Annotated in this window: 20 protein-coding genes and 1 other RNA gene; 9 read left to right on the top strand and 12 right to left on the bottom strand. The window is 69.8% G+C overall.

From position 1 onward, the window contains the following. Positions 1–8: 8 nt before the first annotated feature. Positions 9–2,063: an excinuclease ABC subunit UvrB gene (uvrB, locus tag CK500_RS08260; RefSeq protein ID WP_095636768.1), complete on the top strand. Its 2,055-nt coding sequence runs from the start codon at positions 9–11 to the stop codon at positions 2,061–2,063. A 49-nt stretch (positions 2,064–2,112) separates the two neighbouring features. Here uvrB and CK500_RS08265 read toward each other — a convergent pair whose 3' ends face one another. Then, positions 2,113–3,072, bottom strand: a complete 960-nt coding sequence (locus CK500_RS08265; protein WP_095636769.1) for a winged helix-turn-helix domain-containing protein — start codon at positions 3,070–3,072, stop codon at positions 2,113–2,115. Between the two features lie 122 nt (positions 3,073–3,194). Between CK500_RS08265 and CK500_RS08270 the strand changes: the two genes are divergently transcribed. After that, entirely contained in the window at positions 3,195–3,614 is a 420-nt protein-coding gene (locus CK500_RS08270; RefSeq protein WP_095636770.1) for a Rieske (2Fe-2S) protein, read from the top strand. Between the two features lie 27 nt (positions 3,615–3,641). Here CK500_RS08270 and CK500_RS08275 read toward each other — a convergent pair whose 3' ends face one another. The 4 genes from CK500_RS08275 to CK500_RS08290 all read right to left on the bottom strand — a co-directional run bounded on the left by CK500_RS08275 (position 3,642) and on the right by CK500_RS08290 (position 9,293). Then, entirely contained in the window at positions 3,642–4,481 is an 840-nt protein-coding gene (locus CK500_RS08275) for a DUF7856 family protein (protein WP_095636771.1), read from the bottom strand. Continuing rightward, entirely contained in the window at positions 4,478–4,816 is a 339-nt protein-coding gene (locus CK500_RS08280) for a DUF7855 family protein (protein ID WP_095636772.1), read from the bottom strand. The genes CK500_RS08275 and CK500_RS08280 overlap by 4 nt, the downstream gene beginning before the upstream one ends. 127 nt (positions 4,817–4,943) lie before the next feature. After that, entirely contained in the window at positions 4,944–5,249 is a 306-nt protein-coding gene (locus CK500_RS08285; RefSeq protein ID WP_095636773.1) for a DUF7854 family protein, read from the bottom strand. Further along, positions 5,250–9,293: an LAGLIDADG family homing endonuclease gene (locus tag CK500_RS08290; RefSeq protein WP_095636774.1), complete on the bottom strand. Its 4,044-nt coding sequence runs from the start codon at positions 9,291–9,293 to the stop codon at positions 5,250–5,252. A 304-nt stretch (positions 9,294–9,597) separates the two neighbouring features. On the opposite strand from CK500_RS08290, the gene CK500_RS17195 reads away from it, so the two are divergent. Next, entirely contained in the window at positions 9,598–9,756 is a 159-nt protein-coding gene (locus CK500_RS17195) for a hypothetical protein (protein ID WP_158224034.1), read from the top strand. A gap of 98 nt (positions 9,757–9,854) precedes the next feature. On the opposite strand, the gene CK500_RS08295 is transcribed toward CK500_RS17195, so the two are convergent. After that, complete coding sequence (locus CK500_RS08295; RefSeq protein WP_095636775.1) at positions 9,855–10,217, bottom strand: hypothetical protein; 363 nt, start codon at positions 10,215–10,217, stop codon at positions 9,855–9,857. A 180-nt stretch (positions 10,218–10,397) separates the two neighbouring features. On the opposite strand from CK500_RS08295, the gene CK500_RS08300 reads away from it, so the two are divergent. Then, positions 10,398–12,740: a DEAD/DEAH box helicase gene (locus CK500_RS08300; RefSeq protein ID WP_095636776.1), complete on the top strand. Its 2,343-nt coding sequence runs from the start codon at positions 10,398–10,400 to the stop codon at positions 12,738–12,740. 84 nt (positions 12,741–12,824) lie between these two features. Continuing rightward, complete coding sequence (locus CK500_RS08305; protein WP_095636777.1) at positions 12,825–13,580, top strand: topoisomerase DNA-binding C4 zinc finger domain-containing protein; 756 nt, start codon at positions 12,825–12,827, stop codon at positions 13,578–13,580. A gap of 45 nt (positions 13,581–13,625) precedes the next feature. On the opposite strand, the gene CK500_RS08310 is transcribed toward CK500_RS08305, so the two are convergent. Beyond that, complete coding sequence (locus CK500_RS08310) at positions 13,626–14,612, bottom strand: tyrosine--tRNA ligase (protein WP_095636778.1); 987 nt, start codon at positions 14,610–14,612, stop codon at positions 13,626–13,628. A gap of 87 nt (positions 14,613–14,699) precedes the next feature. Further along, positions 14,700–16,748: a DUF460 domain-containing protein gene (locus tag CK500_RS08315; protein WP_095636779.1), complete on the bottom strand. Its 2,049-nt coding sequence runs from the start codon at positions 16,746–16,748 to the stop codon at positions 14,700–14,702. A 619-nt stretch (positions 16,749–17,367) separates the two neighbouring features. Here CK500_RS08315 and CK500_RS08320 point away from each other — a divergent pair. After that, positions 17,368–19,128 carry an Hvo_1808 family surface protein gene (locus CK500_RS08320; RefSeq protein ID WP_095636780.1) on the top strand — a complete coding sequence of 587 codons (1,761 nt, stop codon included), beginning with the start codon at positions 17,368–17,370 and terminating at the stop codon, positions 19,126–19,128. Positions 19,129–19,256: 128 nt separating this feature from the next. Next, the gene (locus CK500_RS08325) at positions 19,257–20,432 is read left to right on the top strand and encodes a nicotinate phosphoribosyltransferase (protein ID WP_095636781.1); all 1,176 of its coding nucleotides are present in this window, start codon (positions 19,257–19,259) and stop codon (positions 20,430–20,432) included. Positions 20,433–20,462: 30 nt separating this feature from the next. On the opposite strand, the gene CK500_RS08330 is transcribed toward CK500_RS08325, so the two are convergent. Next, the gene (locus CK500_RS08330) at positions 20,463–22,001 is read right to left on the bottom strand and encodes a phytoene desaturase family protein (protein WP_095636782.1); all 1,539 of its coding nucleotides are present in this window, start codon (positions 21,999–22,001) and stop codon (positions 20,463–20,465) included. A gap of 102 nt (positions 22,002–22,103) precedes the next feature. Here CK500_RS08330 and CK500_RS08335 point away from each other — a divergent pair, with 102 nt between their 5' ends. Next, positions 22,104–23,168 carry a Brp/Blh family beta-carotene 15,15'-dioxygenase gene (locus tag CK500_RS08335; protein ID WP_095636783.1) on the top strand — a complete coding sequence of 355 codons (1,065 nt, stop codon included), beginning with the start codon at positions 22,104–22,106 and terminating at the stop codon, positions 23,166–23,168. Between the two features lie 110 nt (positions 23,169–23,278). Here CK500_RS08335 and CK500_RS08340 read toward each other — a convergent pair whose 3' ends face one another. Next, positions 23,279–23,881 carry a TIGR00296 family protein gene (locus tag CK500_RS08340; RefSeq protein WP_095636784.1) on the bottom strand — a complete coding sequence of 201 codons (603 nt, stop codon included), beginning with the start codon at positions 23,879–23,881 and terminating at the stop codon, positions 23,279–23,281. Between the two features lie 227 nt (positions 23,882–24,108). Here CK500_RS08340 and rnpB point away from each other — a divergent pair. Beyond that, an RNA gene (gene rnpB / locus CK500_RS08345) (RNase P RNA component) lies at positions 24,109–24,421 on the top strand. Between the two features lie 414 nt (positions 24,422–24,835). Here the strand turns inward: rnpB and CK500_RS08350 are convergent. Together CK500_RS08350 and CK500_RS08355 are read right to left on the bottom strand one after the other, a co-directional pair. Beyond that, positions 24,836–25,777 (bottom strand): CPBP family intramembrane glutamic endopeptidase, encoded by a 942-nt coding sequence (locus tag CK500_RS08350; protein WP_095636785.1) that lies wholly within the window; start codon positions 25,775–25,777, stop codon positions 24,836–24,838. A gap of 41 nt (positions 25,778–25,818) precedes the next feature. Continuing rightward, a complete protein-coding gene (locus tag CK500_RS08355) occupies positions 25,819–26,382 on the bottom strand; it encodes an NUDIX hydrolase (protein ID WP_095636786.1) in 564 nt (187 codons plus the stop codon). Between the last annotated feature and the right edge of the window lie 88 nt (positions 26,383–26,470).

Genomic DNA, 26,470 nt, shown 5'->3' on the forward strand with positions numbered 1-26,470 from the left:
CGGGTATCGTGAGCGACGCCGACTCCCCCCTCTCGGAGGACCGCCCGACCGTCGACCGTCCCCTCCGCGTCGACGCCCCGTTCGAGCCCGCGGGCGACCAGCCCGAGGCGATCGAGAAGCTCGTCGAGGGATACGAGTCGGGCGCCGACAAGCAGACCCTGCTCGGGGTCACCGGCTCCGGGAAGACGAACACCGTCTCGTGGGTCGCCGAGGAGCTCGACCAGCCGACGCTCGTGTTGGCCCACAACAAGACGCTCGCGGCCCAGCTGTACGAGGAGTTCCGCGAGCTGTTCCCGGACAACGCGGTGGAGTACTTCGTCTCGTACTACGACTACTACCAGCCGGAGGCGTACGTCGAGCAGACGGACACGTTCATCGACAAGGAGATGTCGATCAACGAGGAGATCGACCGCCTGCGCCACTCCGCGACGCGCTCGCTCCTGACGCGCGACGACGTGATCGTGGTCGCCTCGGTCTCCGCCATCTACGGGCTGGGCGATCCCCAGAACTACCGGGACATGGCGCTCCGGTTGGAGGTCGGGGAGGAGGTGGGCCGCGAGCAGCTGCTCGCTGACCTCGTCGACCTGAACTACGAGCGCAACGACGTGGACTTCACGCAGGGGACCTTCCGCGTCCGCGGCGACACCGTCGAGATCTACCCGATGTACGGGCGGTACGCGGTCCGAGTGGAGCTGTGGGGCGAGGAGATCGACCGGATGATCAAGGTCGACCCGATGAAAGGCGAGGTCGTCTCGGAGGAGCCCGCCGTCATGCTCCACCCCGCGGAGCACTACTCGATCCCGGACGACCAACTGGAGCAGGCGATCGCGGAGATCGAGGACCTGATGGAGAAGCGGGTGAGCTACTTCGAGCGGCAGGGCGACCTCGTGGCGGCCCAGCGCATCGAGGAGCGAACCACCTTCGACCTGGAGATGCTCCGCGAGGCCGGCTACTGCTCCGGGATCGAGAACTACTCGGTCCACATGGACGACCGCGAGTCCGGCGACGCCCCCTACACCCTGCTGGACTACTTCCCGGACGACTTCCTCACCGTCGTCGACGAGTCCCACCAGACGATCCCCCAGATCAAGGGCCAGTACGAGGGCGACAAGTCGCGGAAGGACTCGCTCGTCGAGAACGGGTTCCGGCTCCCGACCGCCTACGACAACCGCCCCCTGACGTTCGACGAGTTCGAGGCGAAGACCGATCGCACACTCTACGTCTCGGCGACGCCGGGCGACTACGAGCGCGAGACCTCCGACCGGATCGTCGAGCAGATCGTCCGCCCGACTCACCTCGTCGACCCGAAGGTGGAGGTGACGGAGGCGACGGGACAGGTCGAGGACCTCTTAGAGCGGGTCCACGACCGGATCGAGCGCGACGAGCGCGTCCTGGTCACCACGCTCACCAAGCGGATGGCCGAGGACCTCACGGAGTACTTCGAGGAGGCCGGGATCGACGTGTCGTACATGCACGACGAGACGGACACGCTCGAGCGCCACGAGATCATCCGCGACCTCCGCTTAGGCAACATCGACGTGCTCGTCGGTATCAACCTGCTCCGCGAGGGGCTCGACATTCCGGAGGTGAGCCTCGTCGCGATCCTCGACGCCGACCAGGAGGGGTTCCTCCGGTCGACGACGACCCTCGTGCAGACGATGGGGCGGGCCGCGCGCAACGTCAACGGCGAAGTCGTCCTCTACGCCGACCGGGTGACCGACTCGATGGAGGCGGCCATCGAGGAGACCCAGCGGCGCCGCGAGATCCAACTGGAGTACAACGCCGAGCACGGCTACGAGGCGACCACCATCGACAAACCGGTCGGTGAGACGAACCTCCCAGGCGCGAAGACGGACACCTCGTCGGTCAGCGTCGGCGACGTGGAGAGCGAAGCCGAGGCGAAAGCCCAGATCGAGGCGCTCGAAGAGCGGATGGACGAGGCCGCGAGCAACCTGGAGTTCGAGCTGGCGGCCGACATCCGCGACCGGATCGCGGAGCTGCGGCGCGCGTTTGAGCTCGACGGCGGCGACGACGGGGTGCCGGCGCCGATGGTCGACGAATAGTTCTGACGGTCGACGAGTAGGCGAGCGCGACGGCCCGTCCGGGGGCGCTTCAGTCGACCAGCGTCGTCTCCACCACGGTCACCGATTCGTCGACGACCACCCGGAGCTCGTCGCCCCCGCAGGGGAGCGAGAGGCGCACCCGAAGCGGGTCCTCTGAGACGACCGTCGTCCGCTCGTCGCTCACGCACCAGTCGAACGTCCAGAACGGCTCGGTGTTGAGGTCGACGCCGCGCTCGGAGAAGAACAGCAGCGTCTCGGCGTGGTCCAGCAGGGTGACGCCCACCGTCGACCGCAGTCGGTAGTTACACCGCCGGCAGACGTGTTCGACGGCGAGGTCGAGGTCCTCCTCGTCGGGGTCTCGGACGAGCGTCGTCTCGACCGCGCCGGTGCACTCGGGGCAGACGCCGTCAGCGGCCAGACAGTAGTGGTGGCGGACGTAGTGGTGGAACGCCTGCAACAGCTCGTCGGTCGTGCGGTCGTCGAGCCCCCCCGAGGGGAACGGGTAGCTCACCTGAATGGCGCCGCAGTCGGCACACCCCACGGTGAGCGTGTCGTCGACGTACCAGCCGTGGAGGTCGCCGTCGCAGTCGTAACACGACCCCTCGACCGGGAAGAACCCGACCTGCGCGCGCTCGGTGAGGGTCCCGGTGAAGATGGCGCTGACGACCTTCCGGCCGGGGTACCGGAACTCGTAGCCGTCGTCGCTCCGCTTGACGAAGTGGCCGGTGAGCTGCCGGAGGTGGTAGTTGAAGTTGGCGCTGTCGTCGATGTCGACCCGCTCGAAGAGGTCGGTGAAGCTCACCGGATCCTCGTCGGCGCCGAGTTCGAGGAGGGCGCGCAGGATGTCGACGCGCGTGTCGTTGCCGAGGGTGGCGAACACCTCCGCGGGGAGCACGCGGGACTCGGTCCGGAGGGCGGCAGTCAGGTCGCGGTCGGCGTCGTCGAGATCCGCGGCCGCGTCGGTCTCCGCACCCGCGTCCGCGCCGGCGGTCCGGTCGAACTGACTCACACCGGATCCACGCGGCACGACCGCATAAAACCCATCGAACGGAGAAAGTTCGTCGAACCAACCCGACTCCGAGGCCGAACCGGTCGGCAGGCTTTTCGACCGGACGCCCCTACCGCGATCCCATGTCGGACGCCACCGCGATCGCCGACCGCTCCGCGGTCCCGGAGGGCGGGTCGTACCGCTTCACCGCCGAGGACGCCTTCGGAAACGAGACGGAGGTCATCCTCGTCCCCTGCGAGGAGGACCCCGGCGTCAGGGCGTGGGTCAACAACTGCACGCACGAGGACCAGCGCCTCGACACGGGCCGCGGCGCGGCGATCCGCGACGGCGAGATCATCTGTCCGCGACACGGGTCGATGTTCGACGCCTGCTCCGGCGACTGCGACAACGGAGAGGCGTCGGGCACCACGCTTCCCGGCGTCGACATCACGGTCGAAGGCGACGCCGTCCTCCTCACCGACGAGCACTACGACTACCTGCACGACGGCGGCGTGAACGACGGCGACGACGGACCGGGGTCGACCTCCCACCTCTCGTTTTGAACCGCCGTTCGCTCCGACCGACCGCCGTCAGCCTCGCGGCGGTCTGCACGGTCGGACCACCGGCGCGTCGATCACAGCCTGGGGTGCCGCGCCGCCGCGGTCGGCGATCCACCTGACTGCCTCCGAACCGAGCGCGACCGTCCCGTCGAGGTCCGCGATCCGGACCGCCGCGAGCGACGCCGCGAGGGACGGCCCGTCGTACGCCCCGGGTTCCGCGCCGGCGTCGGTCGGAGCGGCGCCCGGAACGACCGCCAACGCGTCGCGGAACTCCGAATACACCTCCCGCGCGAGCTCGCGACGGGCGTCCCGGCGTCGGTTCCGCAGCCGGTCCCGGAGTTCGAGGCGTCGCTCCCGGGCGTCCCGGGCGTCGGAGGCCCGCTCGCGGGCGCGTTCGAGCGCCTGCTCGGCCGCAATTCGATCGCTCTGTGCGGCCGACAGCTCCGCGGCCGCCGACTCCAGATCGCCGAGGGCCTCGTCGGTCTCTGCCCGGACCCCGTCGGTCTCAGACTCGATCTCCCGTCGCGCTCGCACGCCCCCGCGGAGGGCCGCGACGCGCTCTTTCAGTCGCTCTTCCTCGCCGCTCGCGGCCGCGACTCGGCGCCGGGCCGCGTCGAGGTCGACCGGTTCGACCTCGATCGCCGCGATGGAGTCCCGAATCTCTATCAGCTCGTCGCCGATCGACGACGACAACCCGAGCGTCCGAGCCGCCGCCGCGAGCTCGCGCCGAAGTCCCGCCCCAGTCGGAACGCGACCGATCACGGCGGCCGGTTCGGGGATCGCCGGCTCGGGAGCGGTAGCGACGATCCCGTCGCTCCCGGGCGTTTCGTCTGCCTCCGTCCGATCGCGCCGCCCGTCCGTCCCGCTCACAGGTCGTCGCCCCGCATCGAGTCGGGGTCCGGGTGGTCCGTCCCGGCGGCGAACGCGGCGTACGGCGTCGACTTCGCGTCGCGGTTCGCGTACGCCCTCGCCGCCTCGCGGACCGGCTCGTCGAGCGCGACGAACTCGTTGAACGGCTCCGTCCGCTCGATCTGTACGTCTCCGCCGTGCGACTCGCGCAGGCGGAGCGCGAGGAACGCGGCGTACACCGTCCCGTCGAGCAGGGCCGCCCGGCCGAACCGCCGCGCGACCGCCCCCTCGTGGCGGCGGCACAGGTTCCGGAGGCCGGTGCGGGCCGCCGACGAATACGTCACGACCAGCAGCACGGACGCGGCTGATCGGTTTCGCCATTTAGCGGTTCCGGACCGGAACGTTTCAGTCGCATTCAGCGAAGCCGGTGCAGTCCATCGTTTTCCGACGCGGTCGACGCCGCGTTCGGCGACTCCGCCCCACTCAGACGCGCTCGATCTCGAAGGCCGGGCCGTCAGCGTCGCCCGGACCATCACCGTCGCCCGGGTCGAGTCCGTTCGCCGCGAGGAGCCGTTCGCGGGCGGCCGGCTCCGAGGGGGCGACCACGACCGTCCCGTCGACCGGCTCCTCGCCGACCGCGCGGAACACGTCGTCGTCGCCGTCGAACTCGGTGGCGTACGTCCGGAGGACCGCCGCCACGCGCCGCTCGGTGTCGGCGAGGTCGGCGTCGCCGTTCTCGAACGCGCGAAGCGCGTCCTCGACGTTCCGGATGGCGGAGATGCGGTCCATCTACGTCGTCCGGAGGTGGCCCTGCTTGGGCTCGTACACTTCGCCCTTCGTGCGAAGCTTCTCGATCTCCTGTTCGGCCTTGCCGGGATCCATCCCGATCTCGCCGGCGCGGTCGAGCACCTCGTCGACGGGCGCGCCCTCCTCGAACTCCTCTTCGATGTCGGCGATGAGCCCCTTGATGTTCTTGATGCGGTCGCGCTGGCTCTTCGAGGTCCCCGTCTCGACCACGTCGGCGTCGAACTGCCCCGTCTCCGGGTCGACGCCGATGTCCTTGAGACACGACTCGACGATGTCGGTCGCGCGGTCGGCGTCCTCGCGCTCGACGGTGTCCGAGAGCCGGACCCGCGCGCTCGCCTCCGAGAGCCGCACCATCGCCTCCAGCTTCCGGGCCGTGACCGGGACGGGAGCGTCCTCGTCGGCCCCCTTCGAGCGCAGGTCGACGTAGAACTCCTCGATGAGCTCCTTCGCCTCCTCCGTCATCGTCGGGTAGCAGGAGCGCTTCGCGTGGGCGATGTACTTCCGGAGCAGCTCGGCGTCGATCTCCGGCGCGACCTCCTGAGTCACCTCCGCGACCTGGTCCGAGGTGAACTCCGAGCTCGCCAGCTCCTCGCGCTGGGTGTTCAGCTCGCCGGCGTAGTTCGTCTTGATGATGTGTTGGGCCAGCCGGGAGTCGTGTTCCGGGTCCGGGCTGTCCGTCACCGTGAAGATCAGGTCGAACCGCGAGATGAGCGCGGGTTCGAGGTCGATCTGCTCGCCGATCGGCTCGTACTGGTCGAACCGGCCGTACTTGGGGTTCGCTGCGCCGAGCAGCGAACAGCGTGCCTTGAGGGTGGCGTTGATCCCCGCCTTCGAGACGGAGATCTTCTGCTGTTCGAGCCCCTCGTGCATCGCGGAGCGGTCCGACGAGTTGTGGACGACGAGCCCGTTCGCGACGAAGTTGTGCGTGTCGTCGACGGTCAGGTCGTAGACCTTCGGGCGCCGACCGTCGTCGATCCGGGACAGAATCGACCGTAGTTCGTCCTCGACGGCCCTCAGTTCCTCTGCGACCGCCTCCCGGAGGTCGTCGATCCGGTCCGTCTCGACGGTTCCGGAGAGCCAGCGCGAGACGGTCGCCTGATCCACGTCGAGCGACGAGGCGACGGCCGTCTGGCTGACGCCGTACGCGTCGAGCGCCGCCGCCAGTTCCTCCCGCGTGTCCCCGACCGGCCCCCGTTCGAGGAGGTCGCGAGCCCGTCGTTCGACCGTCTCGATCGATCCGCCGATAACGTCCGCCAGCCGCTGTCGGAGTACCTCACTGCGGTGTTCGGTCGACTCCGGCGGCACGGTTTCGACCGACTCGACACGTCGCCACTTCACGTCTCCGCGCACGAACTCGCGGAGGTCGTCGAGGTCGGTCTCGGTGACCTCCGCGAGGACGTCTCGGAACCGCTCGGCGACCGTTCGTCGAACGTCGTCGCGCCCGCCCCACAGACGGGAGATCTGCTGTTGTGACAGCGTCGTCCCCTCGGCGATCTCGGACTGTGAGACGTGGTACCGATCGCGCATCTCGGCGAGGAGTTCCCACGACGGGTCGTCGTCGAGCACGCGACGGTCCTCGGTTGCCGCCTCCAGCCGCTCCTCGAAGGCGGCGAGGACCCGTTCCGCGCGGTGAAGCGACGCGTTCGCCGCTCCGTTTTCGAAGTCGCAGTACGTTCCGGCGTCGAGTCCGCACTCGCTCTGATGGAGCCGGAGCGACTCGCGATACTCCGCAAGCACCTCGTCGACCTCCGGGATCACGTCGAGGATCGTGCGGTCGCCGTCCGCGGCCTCGACGACGCGGTCGAGCGCCTCGGCCTTCCGGGCGGCCGTGAAGCCGACGTACCGTCGGAACGCGGCCAGCGACTCCGAATCGGTCACGGTGAGGTAGTACACGTCTCGACCGCCGTCGCGGGCGCGACGCTGTAGCTGGCTCGACACGCCGAACTGCAAGAGGAGGTTGCGCGTGCCCCGCAGCAGGTCCCGGCTCGCGGAAGCCACGCGGACGTTCCCCGCCGACTCGTCGACGTGGGCCTCGCTGTCGGCCAGCGCGCGGACAAACGCGGCCTTCGCCGCCCGGTTCCCCGTCGAGACCGCGGTCGGGAAGCACTTCTCGTCGTACCGGCCGAGGTTCATCCCCGCGTCGAGGACGGCGTCGGCGTGTTCTTTTCCGTGAACGCGAACCGTCTCGACGCCGCCGTCTCGCTTCTCGCTCGGCGGGCGCGTCGGCTCCGCGTCGAACGCCTCCCGCGCCGCTCGCTCGAAGTCGTCCAACAGATCGGCGGCGGCGTTGGTGAACCGAACGCCGTAGACGCCCTCGTCGCGGTCGTAGTAGACGTTCCCGTCCCCGGAGAGGTAGCCGAGGACGCTCGCCATCGCGGGAGAAACCCCTTTGTCTTCGCCGGGAACCCCGGCGTCGACGCCACCGCTCGGAGCCGCCACCGCTCCCGCCCCGTCCGCGGCCTTTGTCGGAATCTCCCGGGGGACGTACACCCAGTCGCCGTCGTCGAGCGCGGCCGCCTCGCGTTCGACTCGTTCCCCGTCGTCGAGGACGAAGAACGGGTGATCCGCCGTCGCGCGCAGCGACTCGCCGGTCTCCATGGTCACGCGGGTCAGCTCCGAGGGCGCGTCGTACTCGTGAACCGCGGAGACGGGACGCTCGACCAACTGCCCGTCCTCGTCCATCGACCAGACCGTGAGGTCGACATCGCGGATGTGACGGCCGTTCGAGAGCTCCTCAATCTCGCCGTCCTCGGCGGCCTCCCGCGCCAGCTCGTCGATGCGCTCCACGCGTCCGTCCGCGAGCGTGACGAGGGTGTCGCCAGTGACGCAATCCATCTTGTCGAGCTCGTCGACCGCGGCGATCCCCTTGTCCGCGAGGACGAGCGCGCCCGCTTCCAGCGACCACTGCTGACCGTCTCCGAAATCATCTCTTACAGCAGCGGCGGTGAGGCCTGCAGCGGATGATCCTTTTCCGGACGTATAAACTGATCTTGGAGCAATATTCTCGACATAACTGATCATCTGCGACTTTCCAGTACCGGGGTCGCCGATCAGGAGCATGTGCAAGTCGCCCCGAATGCGCGAGCCGTCGGGGAGGTGCTTGGTGACGCCGGAGAAGAGCTGGAGGATCATCGCGAGCTTCTCCTCCTCGTAGCCGTAGATGGCGGGCGCGATGGAATTAACCATCGCCTCGTAGATGTCCTCGCGGTTGGAGAGCTCGATGATCTCGCGTTTGTCCGCCTCGGTGATGTCCATGTCCTCGAACTCCTCGTCCTCGATGCCGATGGAGACGCCGTCCATGTAGAGGTCGAAGATGGCGGACTTCTCGTTGCCCTGCTCGACCTGTTCGATGTGGAGGACGCCGACGCAGGTGACGTGGTCGCCGGGGCTCACCTCGCCGGTGATGTCGTCGACGATGTCGACGTCGATGCTCTGGGGCGTCTCGCCGCCGCGGAGCCCCTCGGGCGACTCCTGGATGCGGAGCTTCTGGGAGTCGATGAACTCCGACTGGTCGAAGTTGACGCGGAACGGGCCCTGTCGCTCACAGCCCTGACACTCGTGGGGCTCCTGAAAGCCGCCGTCGCTCTGGGGGATGTACGTCATCGTGCCGCAGCGCTGGCACTCGAAGGCGGCCTCGGTCACCTTCGGGCGCACGTCGGTCGCCTTGCGGACGATCCCCTTGATCGAGACGAGCTTGCCGATGTGGTCGTCGTGGACGCGAATGCCGCGAATGTCGATGCTCTCGGGGAGGTTCTCGATCCGGACGTGCGCGCGGCCGAGACTGACGTCCGCGGGGAGGTCGTAGAGCCGCAGCGCCTCCTCGGCGTACTCGCGCATCTGCTCCGGCTTCGTGCGGAAGTCCTCGGCGAGGTCGCGGTCGAACTGGTAGAGGTCGTCGTACTCGACGTACAGCGAGCGCTGTTCGTTGGGGTATCGCTGCGCGAGAGTGCCGATCTCCTCGCGGTAGTAGTTGCGGTAGAACTGAATGAACCGCTCCGTGAGGTCCTGATTCCCGGCCTGGGCCATTACGAAATCACTTCGTCGCCATCACGTATGAACCTCATGTTCGGAGCGGAGGTTATCGCCATCGACCGCTCGTACTCGCGCAGCTTCGCACCTGATTCGGTCTCAATAATATCGTACAGATGAAATCAGTGGGGCAGATCGACGGCTGTAACGGTGCATAGTTTATACATTCTGAACAATGTGGATTTATAATACTCTGAATTAACGGTTGAAGTACATGTCAGCTGAAAATGACACTGGAAGTCCGATAATAGTAGCGCTTATCTCCTTTCTCATCCCTGGAGTCGGACATATCATCGGCGGGATGAAAGGCCGCGGTCTCTACTGGCTCGGCGGCTTCGTGATCTACATGCTGATCTCCGTCATGCTGGTGTTCGTCGGAATCGGGATCTTCATGCTGTTCCTCGAACCCGTGTGGCATATCGGATCGGCGATCGACGGGTACGTTCAGGCCAACGACTGAGGCGTCGACGGCGAGCGCGCCGTCACTACGGCGGCTTTTCTCCGCGAGTCCCGCGTGAGGCGATCGGCACGGGACGACCGGCGCGAGACGGGTGTAGCCTACGCCTTGGTCACGAACGTCGCGTCGGCGGAGGTGCGACCCTCGTTGAACGAGAGCACCTTCGCGCGGATCACGTCGCCTTTCCCCACGTCGCGGGGGATGTCCTCGGTGAAGACGACGAACCCCTCGACCTTGCCGACGGCGACCTCCTCGCCCGAGTGGTGTTCGGTGAGCTCGGTGACGCCGAACTCGTACGTCTCGCCGATCTCGACCGGGGGTTCGCGCTCCTGGGCGGCGTCGTGGGCGCGCTTCGACTCGCGCGCGTCCGAGGACGGAGCGCGCAGGCGGCGCACGAGCACCAGCAGGACGAGCAGGGCGACCACGGCGGCGGCACCGATGACGGCCGGCGACGACGGTAACATACCGGGCGGTCGACCCGCTGTCACGTAAACGCTCGGGGTCGGCGGGGCGGTTCGGCGCCGCCTACGTCGGCCGCGGCCGCGCGGACCGCATGAGAAACGCCTTTGCTCTCGAAGCCCCCGGTTCGACGTGATGCGAACGACTCTCGGTCGCCGTCGAGTCGCCCACGGGCGTGGTGCGGCGTGAAGGTCGCGGACGCGGTGCCGGAGTTCGCCGACGCCTTCGGGTTCGAGGAGTTCAACCGGATGCAACGCGAGGCGCTGCCGGGCGTCCTAGAGACAGACCACAACGTGGTCGCGTCGGCGCCGACGGCCTCCGGGAAGACCGCGCTCGCCGAGCTCGCGATCTGCAAGACCCTCTCGGAGGGCGGGACCGCGCTCTTCGTCGCGCCGCTTCGCGCGCTCACCAACGAGAAGGAGAGCGAGTGGGAGCGGTTCGAGGAGCTCGGCTACTCCGTGTACGTCGTCTCCGGCGAGCGCGACCTCAACCCCCGCCGCGCCGAGCGCGCGGACGTGCTCGTGACGACCCCGGAGAAGGCCGACAGCGCCACCCGAAAGCACGACTCCGGGCGCTACTCCTTTATCACCGACGTGGACTGCGTCGTCATCGACGAGGTCCACTTACTCGACAGCGAGAAGCGCGGCGCGGTGCTCGAAGTGACCGTCTCGCGGCTCCGCCGCCTGCAGGACCCCCGCGTCGTCGCGCTCTCGGCGACGATGCCGAACGTCGCGGACGTGGCCGAGTGGCTCGACGCGCCCGCGGAGACGACCTACGAGTTCGGCGAGGAGTACCGTCCGGTCGATCTGGAGACCGGCGTGAAGACGTACTCGCACGGCTCGAACGCCTTCGCCGACAAGTACCGGCGGCTCTACCGCGCGCTCGACCTGGCCGAGCCGCACGTGCGGGAGGACGGGCAGGCGCTCGTGTTCGTCTCCTCGCGGCAGGACACGGTGCAGGCGGCCAAGAAGGCGCGCGACGAGATCACCGAGCGCGACATCCCGATCGACTCGCGGGGCGACTACGACTTCCACAACGAGGCGAAAGAGCTCACCAACGACACGCTTCGCCAGTCGGTCACCGACGGCGTCGGGTTCCACCACGCGGGGCTCGGGAAGGAGGACCGCGACCGCGTCGAGGAGTGGTTCAAGCAGGGGAAGATCAAGCTCCTCTTCTCGACGTCGACGCTCGCGTGGGGGGTGAACCTCCCGGCGCGCTGCGTCGTGATCCGCGACACCAAGTACCACGACCCGCTGGAGGGCGAGACCGACATCTCGCCGCTCGACGTGCTCCAGATGCTCGGGCGCGCGGGCCGTCCCGGCTACGACGACGTGGGGTACGGCTGGGTGGTCTGTGACCGCGGAGACGCCGACAGGTACCGTGCGCTGCTGAAGGAGGGCAAAGAGATCGAGTCCCGGCTCGCGGCGGACCTCGAATCGCACCTCAACGCCGAGATCGCGATGGGCACCATCCGCGGCCTCGAGGACGTGATGGCGTGGTTAGAGACCACCTTCTACTACGTCCGGGCCGAGTCGAAGCCCGACGAGTACGCGTTTGCCACCCTCCGGGACCGCGTCCGCGACACCCTCGACTCGCTCGTCGAGGACGGGTTCGTCGCGGCCGACGACGACCTCGCGATCGAGCCGACGGCGCTCGGTCGCCTCGCCTCGAAGTACTACCTGCGCTTGGACACGGCCCGCCGATTCCGGCGGCTCGCCGACCGCGAGACGCTGACGGTCGATTCCGTGTTGGAGACCGTCGCGTCGGCCGGCGAGTTCGACTCGGTCTCGGCGCGCTCGGCCGAGTCGGACGCGATCGACCGGATCCTCGACGGCCGCGACACCGAGTTGGAGGACGGCCACCGCAAGGTGTTCGCCATCCTGCTGGCCGGGATGGCCGACTCGATCCCCTCGGACCTGCGCTCGGACGCGTGGGTGATCCGGCAGAACGCGCTCCGGCTGCTCGCCGCGCTCTCGGAGTTCCTCGACCGCTTCGCCGGTCCCCGCGCCGCCAACCTCGCGTGCCGGGTCGAGGCGCGCGTCGAGCACGGCGTCTCCCGCGAGGCCGTCGCGCTCACCGCGATCGACGGGGTCGGCTCCGGCCGCGCCGAGCGGCTCGCGGACGCCGGGCTCACCTCCCCCGCAGCCGTCGTCGACGCCGGCGCGAGCGAACTCGAGAACGCCGGCATGAGCGGCTCCGTGGCGGACCGAATCGTCGACGCCGCCCGCGATTGCCCCCGCGTCGACGTCGACTGGGGAGAGTTCCCCGAGGCCGTCGCAGTCGGCGAAAACGAGATGTGCGAGGTCGCCGTCGCCGCCGTCTCCGGGAGCGCCCGCGCGGGGATCCGGGTCACCGTCAACGACGTGGAGATGACCGCGACGACGACGTACCTCGACGGGGAGACGACGGTCCCCGTCGGCGTGTTCGGACCGCCGGACGCCGACGAGCTGGAGTTCGTCGTCGAGGTCGTCTTTCCGGACCTGCCGCTGATGCCGGTTCGGGCGACGCGGACGGTTCGGGTGGCGTAGGAGCCTCGTCGTCGGCCCCCGCTTTTCATCCCGCATAAACCCCCGCGCCGACCGCTTAACACCGATACCGCGGCCACCCGTCGTATGCCGGAACGACTCCGCGTGTTCGCAGGCGACTGCCGAGTGACCGAACGCGGCGACCGCTCCCGCACCCACCGCGGGCGCGTCGTCGTCCTGATCAAGCCCGACGACACCACGCTCGTCCACGACGCCGACGGCTACCAGCCGGTCGCGTGGCTCACCCGCCCCGACTCGGTCGTTGTCGAGGGGGACGGCGACGGGTTCTCGATCACCGCCCGTGACGGCGCCCGCCGGCTCCGGGTCGTCGCCGAGGAGGCGACCGCGAGCAGGGCGCTCCCCGTCACCGAGGCCGGCCTCCCGGTCGGGACCTGCCCCGAGGACGGCGGGGTGCTCGTGCGCTCGCGCGGCGACGTGACCTGTCTCGACTGCGAGGAGCGATGGGGGCTCCCGGCCGGCGCGAGCGTCACCGACGGGGTCTGCGACGACTGCGGGCTCCCGAAGATCCGGATCGAGCGCGGCGAGCCGTTCCACCTCTGTCTCGACCCCGCGTGCGACCCGATGGAGGCCGCCGTCAGCGACCGATTCGACCGCGTCTGGGGGTGTCCGGACTGCGAGGGCGACCTCACCGTCCAGTCCGCGCCCGGCCGCGTCTACCTCGCCTGCGAGAACGACCCCGACTGCGAGACCACCGTCTCGATCCCCTCGGGGGTCGTCGTCGACGACTGCGACTGCGGGCTCCCGGTGTTCGAGACCGCGGCCGGCCGCGGCTGCCTCGACGGGAGCTGCGAGCTGAGCGGCCACACGGCGGCCGACGGGTAGAAGAGCGCGACCGCGGGTAGAAACGCGCGAGCCGCGGTCGAACCGTTACTCGGCGAGCTGTTCGCGTCCCGGCGCGATCAGCCGGTCGAGGTACTCCGCGAGCGCGCCCTTGGCGTCGGCGGGGTGGAGCTCGCCGGACTCTAAGTCCGCTTCGAGCGCGTCGTAGGACTCGTACTCTAAGTCGCCGCCGTACTCCTCGGGCCGCTCGACGACGACGGCGTCGAACCGCGGGAACACGTGGTACTCGAACACCTGGAGGACCGGGTTCTCCCGCGCCTCGCCGTCGTCGGTCGGCTCGGGGTCGGCCGTCGGCGGGCAGTACGCGTCGTTCACCTTCGACTCGATGTCCTCGCGGGAGTCCTCCATCGAGATGGTGACGCCCTCGCTGGAGGACATCTTCCCGCGGCCGGTGCCCAGATCGGCGATGAGCGGGGTGTGGAGGCTCGTCGGGGGCTCGCGGTCGATGCTCGGGAGCACGTCGCGCGCGAGCATGTGGACCTTGCGCTGCTCCATCCCGCCGACGGCGAGGTCGACGCCGAGGTACGGGATGTCGAGCGCCTGCATCAGCGGGTACACCGCCTGCGACACCTTCACGGAGTCGCCAGAGGTGATCTCTGCCATCGCGCGCTCGGCCCGCGCGAGCGTGGTCTCCAGCTCCAGCGAGTGGAGGTCGAGCGTGTAGTCGTCGTCGAGCTGGAAGTCGGAGCCCAGGACGAACTGCGTGTTCGACTCGTCGAGCCCGTACGCGATGAACTGGTCGCGCATGCGCTCGGCGGTGTGGCGGATCTCCTCGAACGACCCCTTGTCGTTGAGGTAGGCGTGCACGTCGGCCAGGAGGACCGTCACCTCGAAGCCCGCCTCCTGGAGGTCGATGAGCTTGTTCGCGGTGAGCATGTGCCCGATGTGGAGGACCCCCGAAGGCTCGTAGCCGACGTACGCCCGCTTCCCGTCGGGGTCGTCGGCCAGCGCCTCGATCTCCTCCTCGGTGACCACCTCGGCCGCGTTCCGGGTGATCCGCTCGTAGGCGTCCATACGCACGACTGCGCGGTTGTCGGTCATATGACTTCTGGAAGCGTGTTGTGACGTGACGAGGGCGCGCGGCCGGCGCGGCCGATCGACTTACTCCTCGGTCTCCGGGAGGGTCCGCCCCGCCCGGTGCTCCGAGATGATCCGGTCGAGGTGCTCCTGTTTCTCGGCCTTCCGCCGGCGTTCGGCGCGGCGCTCCCAGTCGCCGAGCGCGGCCTCCAGCTCCTCCTCGCTCGCGACCGCCAGCTCGTCGACCTCGCGCACGGGGACCGCGTCGGCCGGGACCACGGGCACGTCGTGGTCGAACAGCACCTGATCGGCCACGTCCGAGAGGTTGCCGTCGCGGATCACGGCGCGGGGTTCCGTCTCGGCCAGCCGCTCGGCGGTCCTCCGGCCCGCGCCCGAGGCGTCGCGGAGGTAGACCACATCGCCGGCGACGAGGCCGTACGCCTCGTCGGCCGCCTCGATGGCGTCGAGCGTGAACTGCTCGACGACCTTCACGCTGGCGAGCCCCTGGTCCGCGGCCACGTCGTCGAAGTTCGAGTGGTCGAGCCGCCACAGCTCCTTCAGCGTCTCCACTTTCCCCTCGAGCTCCGCGACGGTCTCTCGGGCTTCGTCGCGCTCGCGCTCCAGCCGGTCGGTCTCGCGTTCGAGCCGCGAGACGGCCCGCCGGCTCCGCGCCTCGATTCGCTCCTCGCGCCGCGCCTCCTCAAGTTCGCTCTCCAGCTCCGCGATCCGCTCGTCGCGCTCGGCGAGGTCGGCCTCCAGCGACTCCGCGTGCGACTCCAACCGCTCGACGCGCTCGCGGAGCCGCCGGATCGTCTCCTCCTCCTCGGTGCGCTCGGGCTCGGTGGGATCGGTCTCGTCGGTCCCGTCCTCGCCGTCGCCGCCGTCACCGCCGTCGTCGCTCAGATCCGCGATGACGGACTCCACGGATGCGTCACCCGCGACGACGCCCGCGATCACCGCCTCGCGGTCGAGCCGCGGCGGGGTCTTCGCCGCGATGCGCTCGAACTGGTCCTCGTGGTCGTCGTAGGCGTACAGCGCGGCCGCCAGCGCATCGCGCTCGTGGTCGTTCTGGTAGCTCGCCTCGCGGGTCCGGTGGAGCTTCTCGTCGACCGGGAGATCGGTCGTGGGGCGCCACCCGGCGGCGTCGAACGACCGCCGGAACTTCTCGACGGTCTCCGGCATCGGCTCCACGTCGGCGGCGACGATGATCGGGCGGCCCTGCTCGATGATCCACTCCGTCACGTCGGCGGTGTCGGCGGTCCGCGAGGAGTAGAGCGCGTGGACGGTGCCGTCGAGCCCGACGACGGCGGCCGCGGTGGTCGTCCCCGGGTCGATGCCGACGATCACCCGGTCGCGCCGCTGTACGAGCGGCTCGTACTCGATCCCGTCGCGGCGCTCGCGCTCGACCTCGACGCGCACGTCCCCGGCCCGCGAGTTCGACACCGGGATCTCCTCGGGGCGCGCCTCGACCGTGAACGTCGCGTTCGCGTAGCCGCCGTACTTCTCGGTCACGTCGCGCTCGAAGTCGAGGTTCGCCTCCTTGAGCTTCGACTGGACCTGTCGGGTCCGCTTCCGGACGTTCCCGTGGATCCGCCGGGTGTAGCGGTCCTGGCTCCACCCGCCCTTTCCGGTCGAGCGCCCGCGGGACACCTTCACCCGCGTCTCGTCGGTGAACGCCGTCACCTCGTGGCCGACGTTGGCGGCCGCGAGCCGGGCCGACGCCTCCGCCTCCTTCATCGGATCCTTCCCGTACGGGATCCCGTGGCGCGAGGCGACCCGCGAGAGCGGTTCGGGGCGCTCCGCGCCGGTCACCTGCACGAGCCGCGTCCCGTCGGGGAGCGACCGCAGGAACCCCACGAGCTCCCCCTTGTCCGCCGCCAGCTCGTAGGCGTTGTCGGTGGCGACGTACAGGGGTTCGCGGCCGTCGATCAGCCGGCAGAGCTTCCGGAACGACACCACGTCGCGGGTGACCCGCGCCATCGGGCCGTCCGCGTCGGGGGCGTCCGGATCGTCCTCGTCGACGGGGTCCAAGATGACGAGGGCGTAGGAGGGGTCGTCGCCGCGAACGTCGCCGCTGTGCACGTCGACGCCGAACACCGGCCGGTCGCGGGCGCGGATGGTCCGGGTTGTCACACACTCACGTAGGCCGTTGGCGCGTATATACCCCACGACGGGACTGAGACTGATCCTGATCGACAGCGGGAGTGAGCCTCGTAAGATGGTGGAGGTGTTATTTATAAGTCGGATTGTGGTGGTGCTGGCGGGTGTTTATAAGCGATTGGCGATGTTGCGGTGAAGACCTGCAAAGCCCCAGCCGCGAGGGCGGCGCACGCTCGCTGCGCGCTTCGGTCGCTCGCGTTACTCGCTCCCTGCAGTGCTTACATCGTCATCAGAACGCGAAGCGTTCTGATTGGCTCACGAGAGCTCCGCTCTCGTGAACGCCTGCGCCCGCCTCGCGACTGCCCCTTTGAGTTCCGCCCCGCACAACACCGCAGCCTCACGCCTCCCCAGCCTCGTCGGCCGGCGCATATAAGCGCCGGCCGACTCCCTCGCGCGTGCTGCTCGGCCGCAGGGCGGCCTCGCAGGCACGCGCCACCGCAATTTTGTTTATAAGTAGTGCTGCGCCGTCACTCACACTTGTTTAAATACTCTATCACCACCGCCGATCTGCGAGACCCACTCCCACTATCGTCCGTCACCGTCTCCCCGTCACACCGACAAACTACTTATCGGGTCGGCCGTAATCGCACCTATGCGACGGGTTCTCACGTTCTCGGTCGTCGTCGCCGCGATAGCCCTCCTCTCGTTCGGCGTCGGCGGGGTGGTCGCCGCCGGGCCCGCGACCGGACCGTCGGTGGCAATTTCGAGTGACGCGCCGGCCAGCGCGACCGCCGCGGAGTGCGACGCGGGCGCCGGAACCGACCTCGTCGGCTGCTGGAACGGGACTCACTACGAGGAGGACCTCTCGTTCAACCAGTCTGACGGCCTGACGGAGGCGGAGCTGGAAGCGCTGACCGACCTGACGATGGCCCGCGTCGAGCACGTCCGCGAGCGCCCCTTCCGCGAGGACGTGCCGGTCGAGACGGTCGCGCGCTCCGAGTTCATGAACGACTCCGCGGGCGGCGGCGCGGGCGGCTCCGGCGCCGAGTTCCAGCGCTGGAACGACCAGGTGTGGAAGGCGCTGTTCGTCGTCGGCGAGGACGAGAACGCCTCGGACGCGATTGACGGCGTCTTCGGCGGCGCGGTCTCGGGGTTCTACTCCCCGGCGGAGGACCGGATCGTCCTCGTCGTCCCGGAGGGCGAAGACCCGCAGATCGACCCGTCGACGCTGGCACACGAGCTGGTCCACGCGATGCAGGACCAGTACCACGACCTCTCGAACCCCCGCTACGTCGGCGCCACGCAGGACGCCGACCTCGCGGTCGACGGGGTCGTCGAGGGCGAGGCGGTCCACATCGAGGAGCGATACGACGAGCGCTGCGCCGCCAACTGGAGCTGTCTCGCGCCGCCCGACTCCGGCGGTGGCGGCGGGACGACGCCCGACTACAACTTCGGCATCCTCCAGACCGTGCTCCAGCCCTACGGCGACGGGGCGCTCTACGTCGAACGGCTCGTCGACGAGGGCGGGTGGAGCGCCGTCAACGAGACGATGAACGAGCCGCCGGCCGCGACCTCCGAGGTGATCCACCGGGAGCCCGACTACGAGACCCGCGAGGTGTCGTTCGAAGACGCGGCCGAGGGCGGCTGGGAGACGTACCCGAACCAGGGCGTCGACGGCGCCGACACCGCCGGCGAGGCGTCGATGTTCGTGATGTTCTGGTACCAGAGCTACGAGTACCGGCACGCGGTGTTGGACCCGGACGCGACGATTCGGGAGAACGTCCAGATCCACACGCAGACGGACGAGCGGCTCCGGACCCGCATGAACTACAACTACGCCCACGAGTCGACCGACGGCTGGGCGGGCGACGAGCTGTATCCGTACCGGAACGGCGGGAACGCGACCGACGGCGAGGACGGCTACGTCTGGGTGACCGAGTGGCAGACGACCGCGGACGCGGCCGAGTTCCGCGAGGCGTACCTGCGCATGCTGACCGCCCACGGCGACGACGAGTACGCCGACGGCGTGGTGTACGAGATCGAGGACGGCGACTTCCGCGGGGCGTACGGCGTCGAGCGCGACGGGACCACGGTGACGGTCGTGCACGGCCCCGAGCCCGCGGACGTGCTCGAACTCCGCCCCGACGCCGGGTTCGACCTCCCCTCGACCGACGACGGTGACGGGGACGAGACTGACGGCGGCGACGAGACTGACGGGACCGACGGCGACGACGAAAGTGACGGGACCGACGGCGACGACACCGACGAGACCGACGACGGGAGCGACACCGGCTCCGACGGCTCCGGCGGCCCCGACGCCGCCACCGACGACGGCACGCCCGGGTTCGGCGTCCCGGTCGCGGTCGGGGCCCTGCTCGGGGCGGCCCTCGTCGCGCGTCGCGTGCGGTCCTGAACCGCCGGGCGACGACAGATACCTTTTGGCGACGACCGCGCATCCGCCGGAGGCGACCGCACAGCGGTCGAAGCGAAATCCCGCCCGACTCGGGTGGCTTTTCCTCCCCGGCGTCCGAACCGTCGGGTATGACCGAGTTCGACATCGTCGACGCGCCCGCGATCCGCGGGGGGCGGGCGACCGACGCGTACTTCGAGCGGACCGAGGCCGCCTTGGAACACGCGGGGCGGAACCCCCGCGTCGTCGCCGAGGTCACCGCCGACCAGTTCCCCGACGGCGACTTCGAGCTGTTCGCCGGGCTGAAGGACGCGGTCGCGCTCCTGGAGGGCCGCGACGTGGACGTCGACGCGGTCCCGGAGGGCCGCCTGTTCGACGGCGGCCCCGTGATGCGGATCGAGGGGCCGTACCTCGCGTTCGCCCGGCTGGAGACCTCCCTGCTGGGCTTCCTCTCGCACGCCTCGGGGATGGCGACCGCGGCCCTCGACGCCCGGGTCGCGGCGCCGGACTCGCAGGTCCTCTCCTTCGGCGCGCGCCACGTCCATCCCTCGATGACCGCGGCAGTCGAGCGCTCGGCGCTGGTGGCCGGGTTCGACGGCTTCTCGCACGTCGCCGCCGGCGACCTGATCGGCCGGGAGGCGTCGGGGACGATGCCCCACGCGCTCGCCATCTGCTTCGGCCGCGGCGAGCAGGAGGCGGCGTGGCGCGCCTTCGACGAGGCCGTCGACGAGTCGGTCCCGCGGATCGCGCTCTGTGACACCTACTCCGACGAGGTCGACGAGGTGCTCCGCGCGGTCGAGACGCTCGGCGACCGGCTCGACGGCGTCCGGCTCGACACCACCGGCTCGCGGCGCGGCGACTTCAGACACATCGTCCGCGAGGTGCAGTGGGAGCTGGACGCCCGCGGCCACGCCGACGTCGACGTGTACGTCTCCGGCGGGCTCGGTCCGGACGACCTCCGAGCGCTCCGCGACGTGGTCGACGGCTTCGGCGTGGGCGGTTACGTCTCGAACGCCGACCCGGTCGACTTCGCGCTCGACGTGGTCGAAGTCGACGGGGAGCCCGCCGCCAAGCGGGGCAAGCTCTCCGGCGCGAAGGCCGTCTACCGCACCGCCGACGGCGCCCACGCGGTCGGGCTCGCGGAGCGTGAGGGCCCCGCGGGCGCCGAGTCGCTCATGGAACCGGTGATCCGCGACGGCGAGGTGGTCGACGGCGCGGCGTCGGCGTTCGACCTCGACGCGGCGGCGGAGCGCGCCCTCGCGGACGCGGAAGCGGTGGGGTACGGGGCGGAAGGGGACGGGAAGTAGGACGGGGACCGGGGCGGGGACCGGGACGGCCTACTGCCCCGCCGTCGTTCCTGTCTCTTTCTGCCGGCGCCCGCCGCCGAGCGCCTCGGGGTAGTCCTCCCGGAGGGCCGCCGCCGCGTGCTCGCCGCTGATGAGGCACATCGGCATTCCGATTCCCGGTCCAGTGTACGAGCCGACGTAGTAGAGCCCGTCGAGCCCGGCGCGGTGGCCGGGGCGGAGCGGCCCCGTCTGGAAGAGGGTGTGCGCGAGCCCCAGCGCCGTGCCGTCGGGGTCGCCGAAGCGCTCGGCGAACTCGCTGACGCAGGCGGTCGTCTCGGAGACGATCCGCCCACGGAGGTCGACGCCGGCGTTGGCGGCGAGGTCCTCCAACACCGTCTCGCGGTAGCGCTCGCGCACCTCCGGCCCGTCGTCGAGCCCCGGCGCGATCGGGACCAGTGCGACGACGGCGTGGTGTCCCTCGGGGGCGACCGTCTCGTCGGTCTCGGAGGTGACCGAGAGGTAGTACGCGGGGTCGTCGGGCCAGCGCGGCTCCTCGAAGATCGCCTCGAAGTGGTCCGACCAGTCGGCCGGCAGGACGAGCGAGTGGTGCGCGAGCGGGTCCACGTCGCCCTCGACCCCGAGGTACAGCATGTACGCGGAGGGGGCATACGTCCGGTCGCTCCAGTAGCCCGGATCGCGGTCGCGGTCGTCCGGGTCAAGCAGCTCCCGCTCGACGTACGCCGGGTTCGCGTTGCTGACCACGAGATCCGTGCGGCGCGTCCCGGCGTCGGTCGCGAGCTCGAACGCGCCGACCCGGCCGTCGATCGATTGCACCTCGACGCCGGTCTCGATGTCGACGCCCCGTTCGCGGGCGAGTGCCGCGAGCCCGTCGACGACCCCGGCGATGCCGCCCTCGGGGTAGAAGACGTTCATGTTCAGGTCGACGTGGCTCATGATGCTGTACAGCGCCGGGGTGTTGTACGGCGATCCGCCCAGGAAGACGAGCGTGTACTCCAGGAGCTGCTTGAGCTTCGGGTGGTCGACGTACCGCCCGACGTAGTCGTCCATGTTCCCGAACAGGCGGTACCGCGGTGCCATCGGGAGCAGGTCCGTGTCGACGTAGTCGCGCAGCCGGTCGCGCCCCTCGTACACCACTCGGTCCATCGCCAGCTCGTAGTTGCGCTCGGCGCGGTCGAGGTACTCGGCGAGCGCGTCGCCGGCGCCCGCCTCGTACGACTCGAACACCTCGTGAACGTTCTCGCGGTTCGGGCCGATCGTGACGCGGTCCCCGTCCTTCCAGAACACCCGGTACTGCGGGTCGAGCCGCTCCAGCTCGTAGTAGTCCTCCGGCTCGCGGTCGAAGTGCCCGAAGAACCGCTCGAACACGTCGGGCATGAGGTACCAAGACGGCCCCGCGTCGAACCGGAACCCGTCCCGCTCGATGACCCCCGCGTGACCGCCGACCCGGTCGTGGCGTTCGAGCAGCTCCACCTCCCCGCCGGCGTCGGCGAGGTACGCGGCCGCCGCGAGGCCGCCGAACCCCCCGCCGACGACGGTGATCGTCGGGTCGTCGCCCGGCTGGTCCGCCATGTCGATCCCGAGGGGCTCTCGGGCCTTGTCAACGGGTCGCGTTCCCGGGGCGTGAGATTCCGCCCCGACGGGTTTTGTCACGGGGGCCGTAGGTGCCGTGCGATGTCCCTGCCCGTTCGGAAGCGCGTGTGGCGGTCGGTCGGCGGCGGGAGCGTTCACCCCTCGCTCGGGCTCTCGCGGGCGGCGCTCGCGGCGCTCGTCGTCGGGTTCGGCGCGCTCGCGCTCGCCGGGGTCGCGGTCCCGATCGAGGCGCAGATGGCGATATACCTCGTCGGGATGATCGCGTTGAACCTCCCCCACGGCGGGTACGAGCACTTCGAGAACCTCCGGCGGCGTCGCCCGTCGTTCCGGGGGCGGTACGTCGCCGCCTATCTGGCCGCGATCGCCGGGTTCGTCGGGCTGTTCCTGCTCGCGCCGGCCGCCGGGCTCGCGCTCGCGCTGGTCGTGGCGATGGCGAAAGGCGGGATCGGCGGGCTCAGCGTCCTCGACGCGACCGTCGGGACCGAGCACCTGCGGACGCGACCCCAGCGCGCCCTCGCCGCCGCAGTCCGCGGCGGGGCCGTCATGCTGGTCCCGATCGCCTTCCACACCGACACGTTCTACGCGTTCAGCACGCTCATGGTCGGCCTCGTCGACGCGGGGGCGCTGGCGGGGGTCGGCGAGCACCTCGATGCGATCCGGACCGCGGTTCTCGTCGGCTACGGCGCCGCGCTCGCCGCGCACGTCGCGCTGGGGTACGTCCGCGGCGGCGGGCGGTCGTGGCTCGTCGACGCCGGCGAGAGCGTCCTCCTCGCCGCGTACTTCGCGGTCGTCCCAGTGCTCGTGGCCGTCGGGCTCTACTTCCCGTTCTGGTACTCCGCCAGGCAGGTCGCCCGGACGGCGACCGTCGAGGCCGCCCCCGTCGGCGACGACGAGTGGGACCTCGCGGGCGGTGACTCCGCCTCGGCGACCGCGCTGCGGGCGTGGGAGCTCATGGTTGCCGGCGCGCTCGCCACCTTCGCCGTCGTCGCCGCGCTCTACTGGGCGTTCCCGAACCCGTTCGCGTCGTCCGGGCTGCTCCCCGGCGCGGTGGCGTTCTGGAGCGTCGCGATCAGCATCATCGCGCTCCCGCACGTCGTCGTCGGGGAGCTGCTCGACCGAGAGCGGGGGATCTGGTACGTCCCGTGAGGCGTCGCGGAGACGGACCCCGAGTTCGGGGATCCGTCGGCGAGGCTCGAGGTGAGAAGCGAGTCGATCCGTCGGCGACCGGAAACCCGATCGGTCGCGCGTCCCGCCCGCTACAGCTCTTCGACGGCGCCGCCGTCGGCGCGCTCTCGGAACACCTGGCCCTCGATGAGCGTCACCATCGTCTCCTCGTCCTCCCACGCGTTCGGCGCGAGCTTGGCCTTCCGGCAGGCGCGCGAGAGGAACTCGGCGCCGGACCAGCCGTTCTCGACGGGGACCGTCGGGTAGAGCCAGCCGTGCGAGTTGCCGCCGTCGACGGCGACGCCGTGGGTGCCGACCTCGAGGTCGGCGAGGGGGTCGTTGGTGAGCACCGTGTTCGAGACGACGAACACGGAGACGGTGATGTTGTCGAGCTCCTTCGGCTCGACCTCGGAGCCGCAGGAGTCGTCGGAGGCGGCCTTGATGGCGGCCTCGACGATGGCGTGACCGAGCTGGTCGGAGGTCTCCCACGCGCCGGCGCAGCCGCGGAGCCGCCCCCGCCCCCTCGTGGACTCCAGCCGGACGAACGCCCCGGTTCGGGCGTAGAACGCCTCGCGCATGCTCCCGGGTTGTTCGCGCTGTCCGTGTCGGACGAACGACTCGACCGCCTCCCGCGCGAGTTCGACCGCTCGTGCACCGTCGTCGTACGACAGCTGAACGGTCTGAGCCTCGGACATGATAGTCCCTTACGTTGCTGACGACTTGAACGCTTCCCTTGCGAACCCGGCCGCTCGCCCCCGCTCGCCGGGGGGATCGGAGCGGCGGGCGAGAGTGATTGGGCCGGCAGGTGAAGGCGATCGGGCCGGCGGGCGAGGGTGATTGGGCTGGCGAGCGATCGGGATAGAGGCGGTCACGCCCTTCCCGACCGAACCCCTTATTCGCGGGCGGCGGCTAGGCGCGACCGGACAGAGGGAGCCCGACTCCCGTGCCTCTGGCATGAGGAAAGTCCCCCCACCGGCCGGACGGGCGACCGGGCACACGCCCGGAGTCGGAGACGGCTGGCTCTGGAACAGCAACGACACCCCCCACCCCGACCCGTGATTCGCGCGAACCGACCCGCAAGGGAAGGGAGTTAACCCGATGAGGATCGACGGGTGGGAACGGATGGAACGGCGAATCCTCGCCGGTGCAAGTCCGCGCCACAAGGTAGTCCGGCCACGGCGCGGACGCTCAGCCGAATGTCGGGACGAACCGAAGGGGGCTTACTCCCCTCAGTCCGCTTGTACTCGGTAGCGACCGGTACATCGTGTTGTGTCGGCTCTTCGAGTTCGATCCTCGATATTCGGATGGCAGTGGATCGGCGGGGAACACCGCCAAAGCCCCAGCAGTTCGCTTATAAGCGGTTATCTGCGGGTTCACGGTGAAGATCTCCAAAGCCCCAGCCGCGAGAGTGGCGCACACTCGTTGCGCGCCTCGCTCGTTCGCATTGCTCACTCGCTGCGGTGCTTACGTCGTCTGCGCCACTCTCGCGGCTGCCCCTTTGAGTCCCACCCCACACAGCACCGCAGCCTCACACCTCCCCAACCTCGTCGGCCGGCGCTTATAAGCGCCGGCCGACTCCCTCGCGCGTGCTGTCTCGCGCCCTTATCAGGGCGCTCGCAGGCACGCGCCACCGCCTCTTTATAAGGTATCTATAAGGGCAGCAGCGACAGCGCCGCGGTCGCCTGTCCCGCGCCCTCCATCTCGGGGCCGTACGTGATGACGATGTAGCCGATCGTCAGGAGGAGGCTGTTGTACAGCCCGTGCATCACGGCGACGACGACGAGGTTCTCCGTGTACTCGTACACCGCGCCGAAGATCAGGCTCGGGACGAAGAGGAGACTGATCGTCGTCAGCATCGCGCTCACGCCCCCGGACAGCGAGACGATGTGAGCGGGCGCGAACACGGAGGCCGCGAGGAGGATAGCCGGAACCGCGGAGAGCGTTTCCCGCGCGCGACTCTGGATGACGCCGCGGAACAGGAGCTCTTCGCACGGTCCCACGACGAGCAGCATGGCGACGATCATGATCGGAATGATCGACGGGTTCTCCAGGGTGGTCTGGGCGCCCTGGTTCTGGGCCGGCTCCGGTCCGACCAGCAACACGACCGAGCTAACGACGAGCACCGTGACGATCACGAGTATCGGGCCGATCAGGGCGATCACGGACTCGACGATGCTCGGCCGCCGGACGCCGAGGTACGCCACGATCGCGTCGCGGTCGAGCCCCCGGTACCGAAGGTACCCGAGACTGACGCCGACGAACGCGACGACCTGCCCGACGACGAACGGCGCGACGAACGAACCGAGAAGCGACGGCTCCCGTCCGGTGACGGTCGAGACGAGGTAGACGACAGCCCCGGCGATCGTGGTGACGGCGAGAAGCCCGAGGATGCCCGCGATCCCCAGCCCGAAGGCGACGCCGACCGTTCGGAGCGGGGACCCCGTCTCCCGCCCGTCCGGCGAGTCGGCGGCGTCGACCATCGAACGGGCCTCGCCGGGCTCGCCCCCGTCGCTGGCGGCGGTGTCTACCGGGTCGTCGCGGTCTCGCGCGCCGTCGCCGGCGTCGGCGTCGAACTCGGAGGGATCGCTCATTGCCCCTCGTTCGAACCGATCGGTCAAAGGCCTGTCCGTCGTCAGCGATACAGCAGCTCGTACCACAGCACGGCGGTCACGGTCCGGCCGTCGCGGAGCCCCTCGTCGACGACGGCCTCGAGGAGGTCGTCGTACGGCACCGTCTCGACCGCGATCGACTCGTTGTGGTCGAGGTCCCGCTCGGCGGTCGGCTCGCAGCCGGTGGCCAGGAAGTGGTGGTGGACCGAGTCCGCCATCCCGTTCGTCGGCTCGACGGTCGTCAGGCGCTCGAAGGCGTCGGCCTCGTACCCCGTCTCCTCGGCGAGCTCGCGGGCGGCGGCGCGTTCGAGGTCGTCCGCGTCCTCCGGCTCCACCGACCCCGCGGGGAGCCCGCGGTTGACCCGCCCGACCGCCTGCCGCCACTCGTCGATGACGACCGCGTCGCCGTCGGGGGTGAGGGGAAGCACCACGACCGCCGGCGCCTCGTCGACGTAGTGGTACCCGTCGGTCTCGCCGTCCGGGAAGCGGACCTCGTCGCGTCGCACGTCGAAGCCGGGACAGCGGTAGTCGATCTCGGTGTCGAGCGTCTCCCACGCGAGCTCGTCGGCGGAGTCGGCGTCGTCCATGCGTCGGGGTCGGCGCTCGGGGACCTAAATCCCCGCACTCGGCCGGCGCCGGGGCCGACGTCGGCTCCGGCGTCGCTCCGTGGGCGCC

The sequence above is a fragment of the Halorubrum salipaludis genome (assembly GCF_002286985.1).
In the GTDB taxonomy this organism is placed as follows: Archaea; Halobacteriota; Halobacteria; order Halobacteriales; family Haloferacaceae; genus Halorubrum; species Halorubrum salipaludis.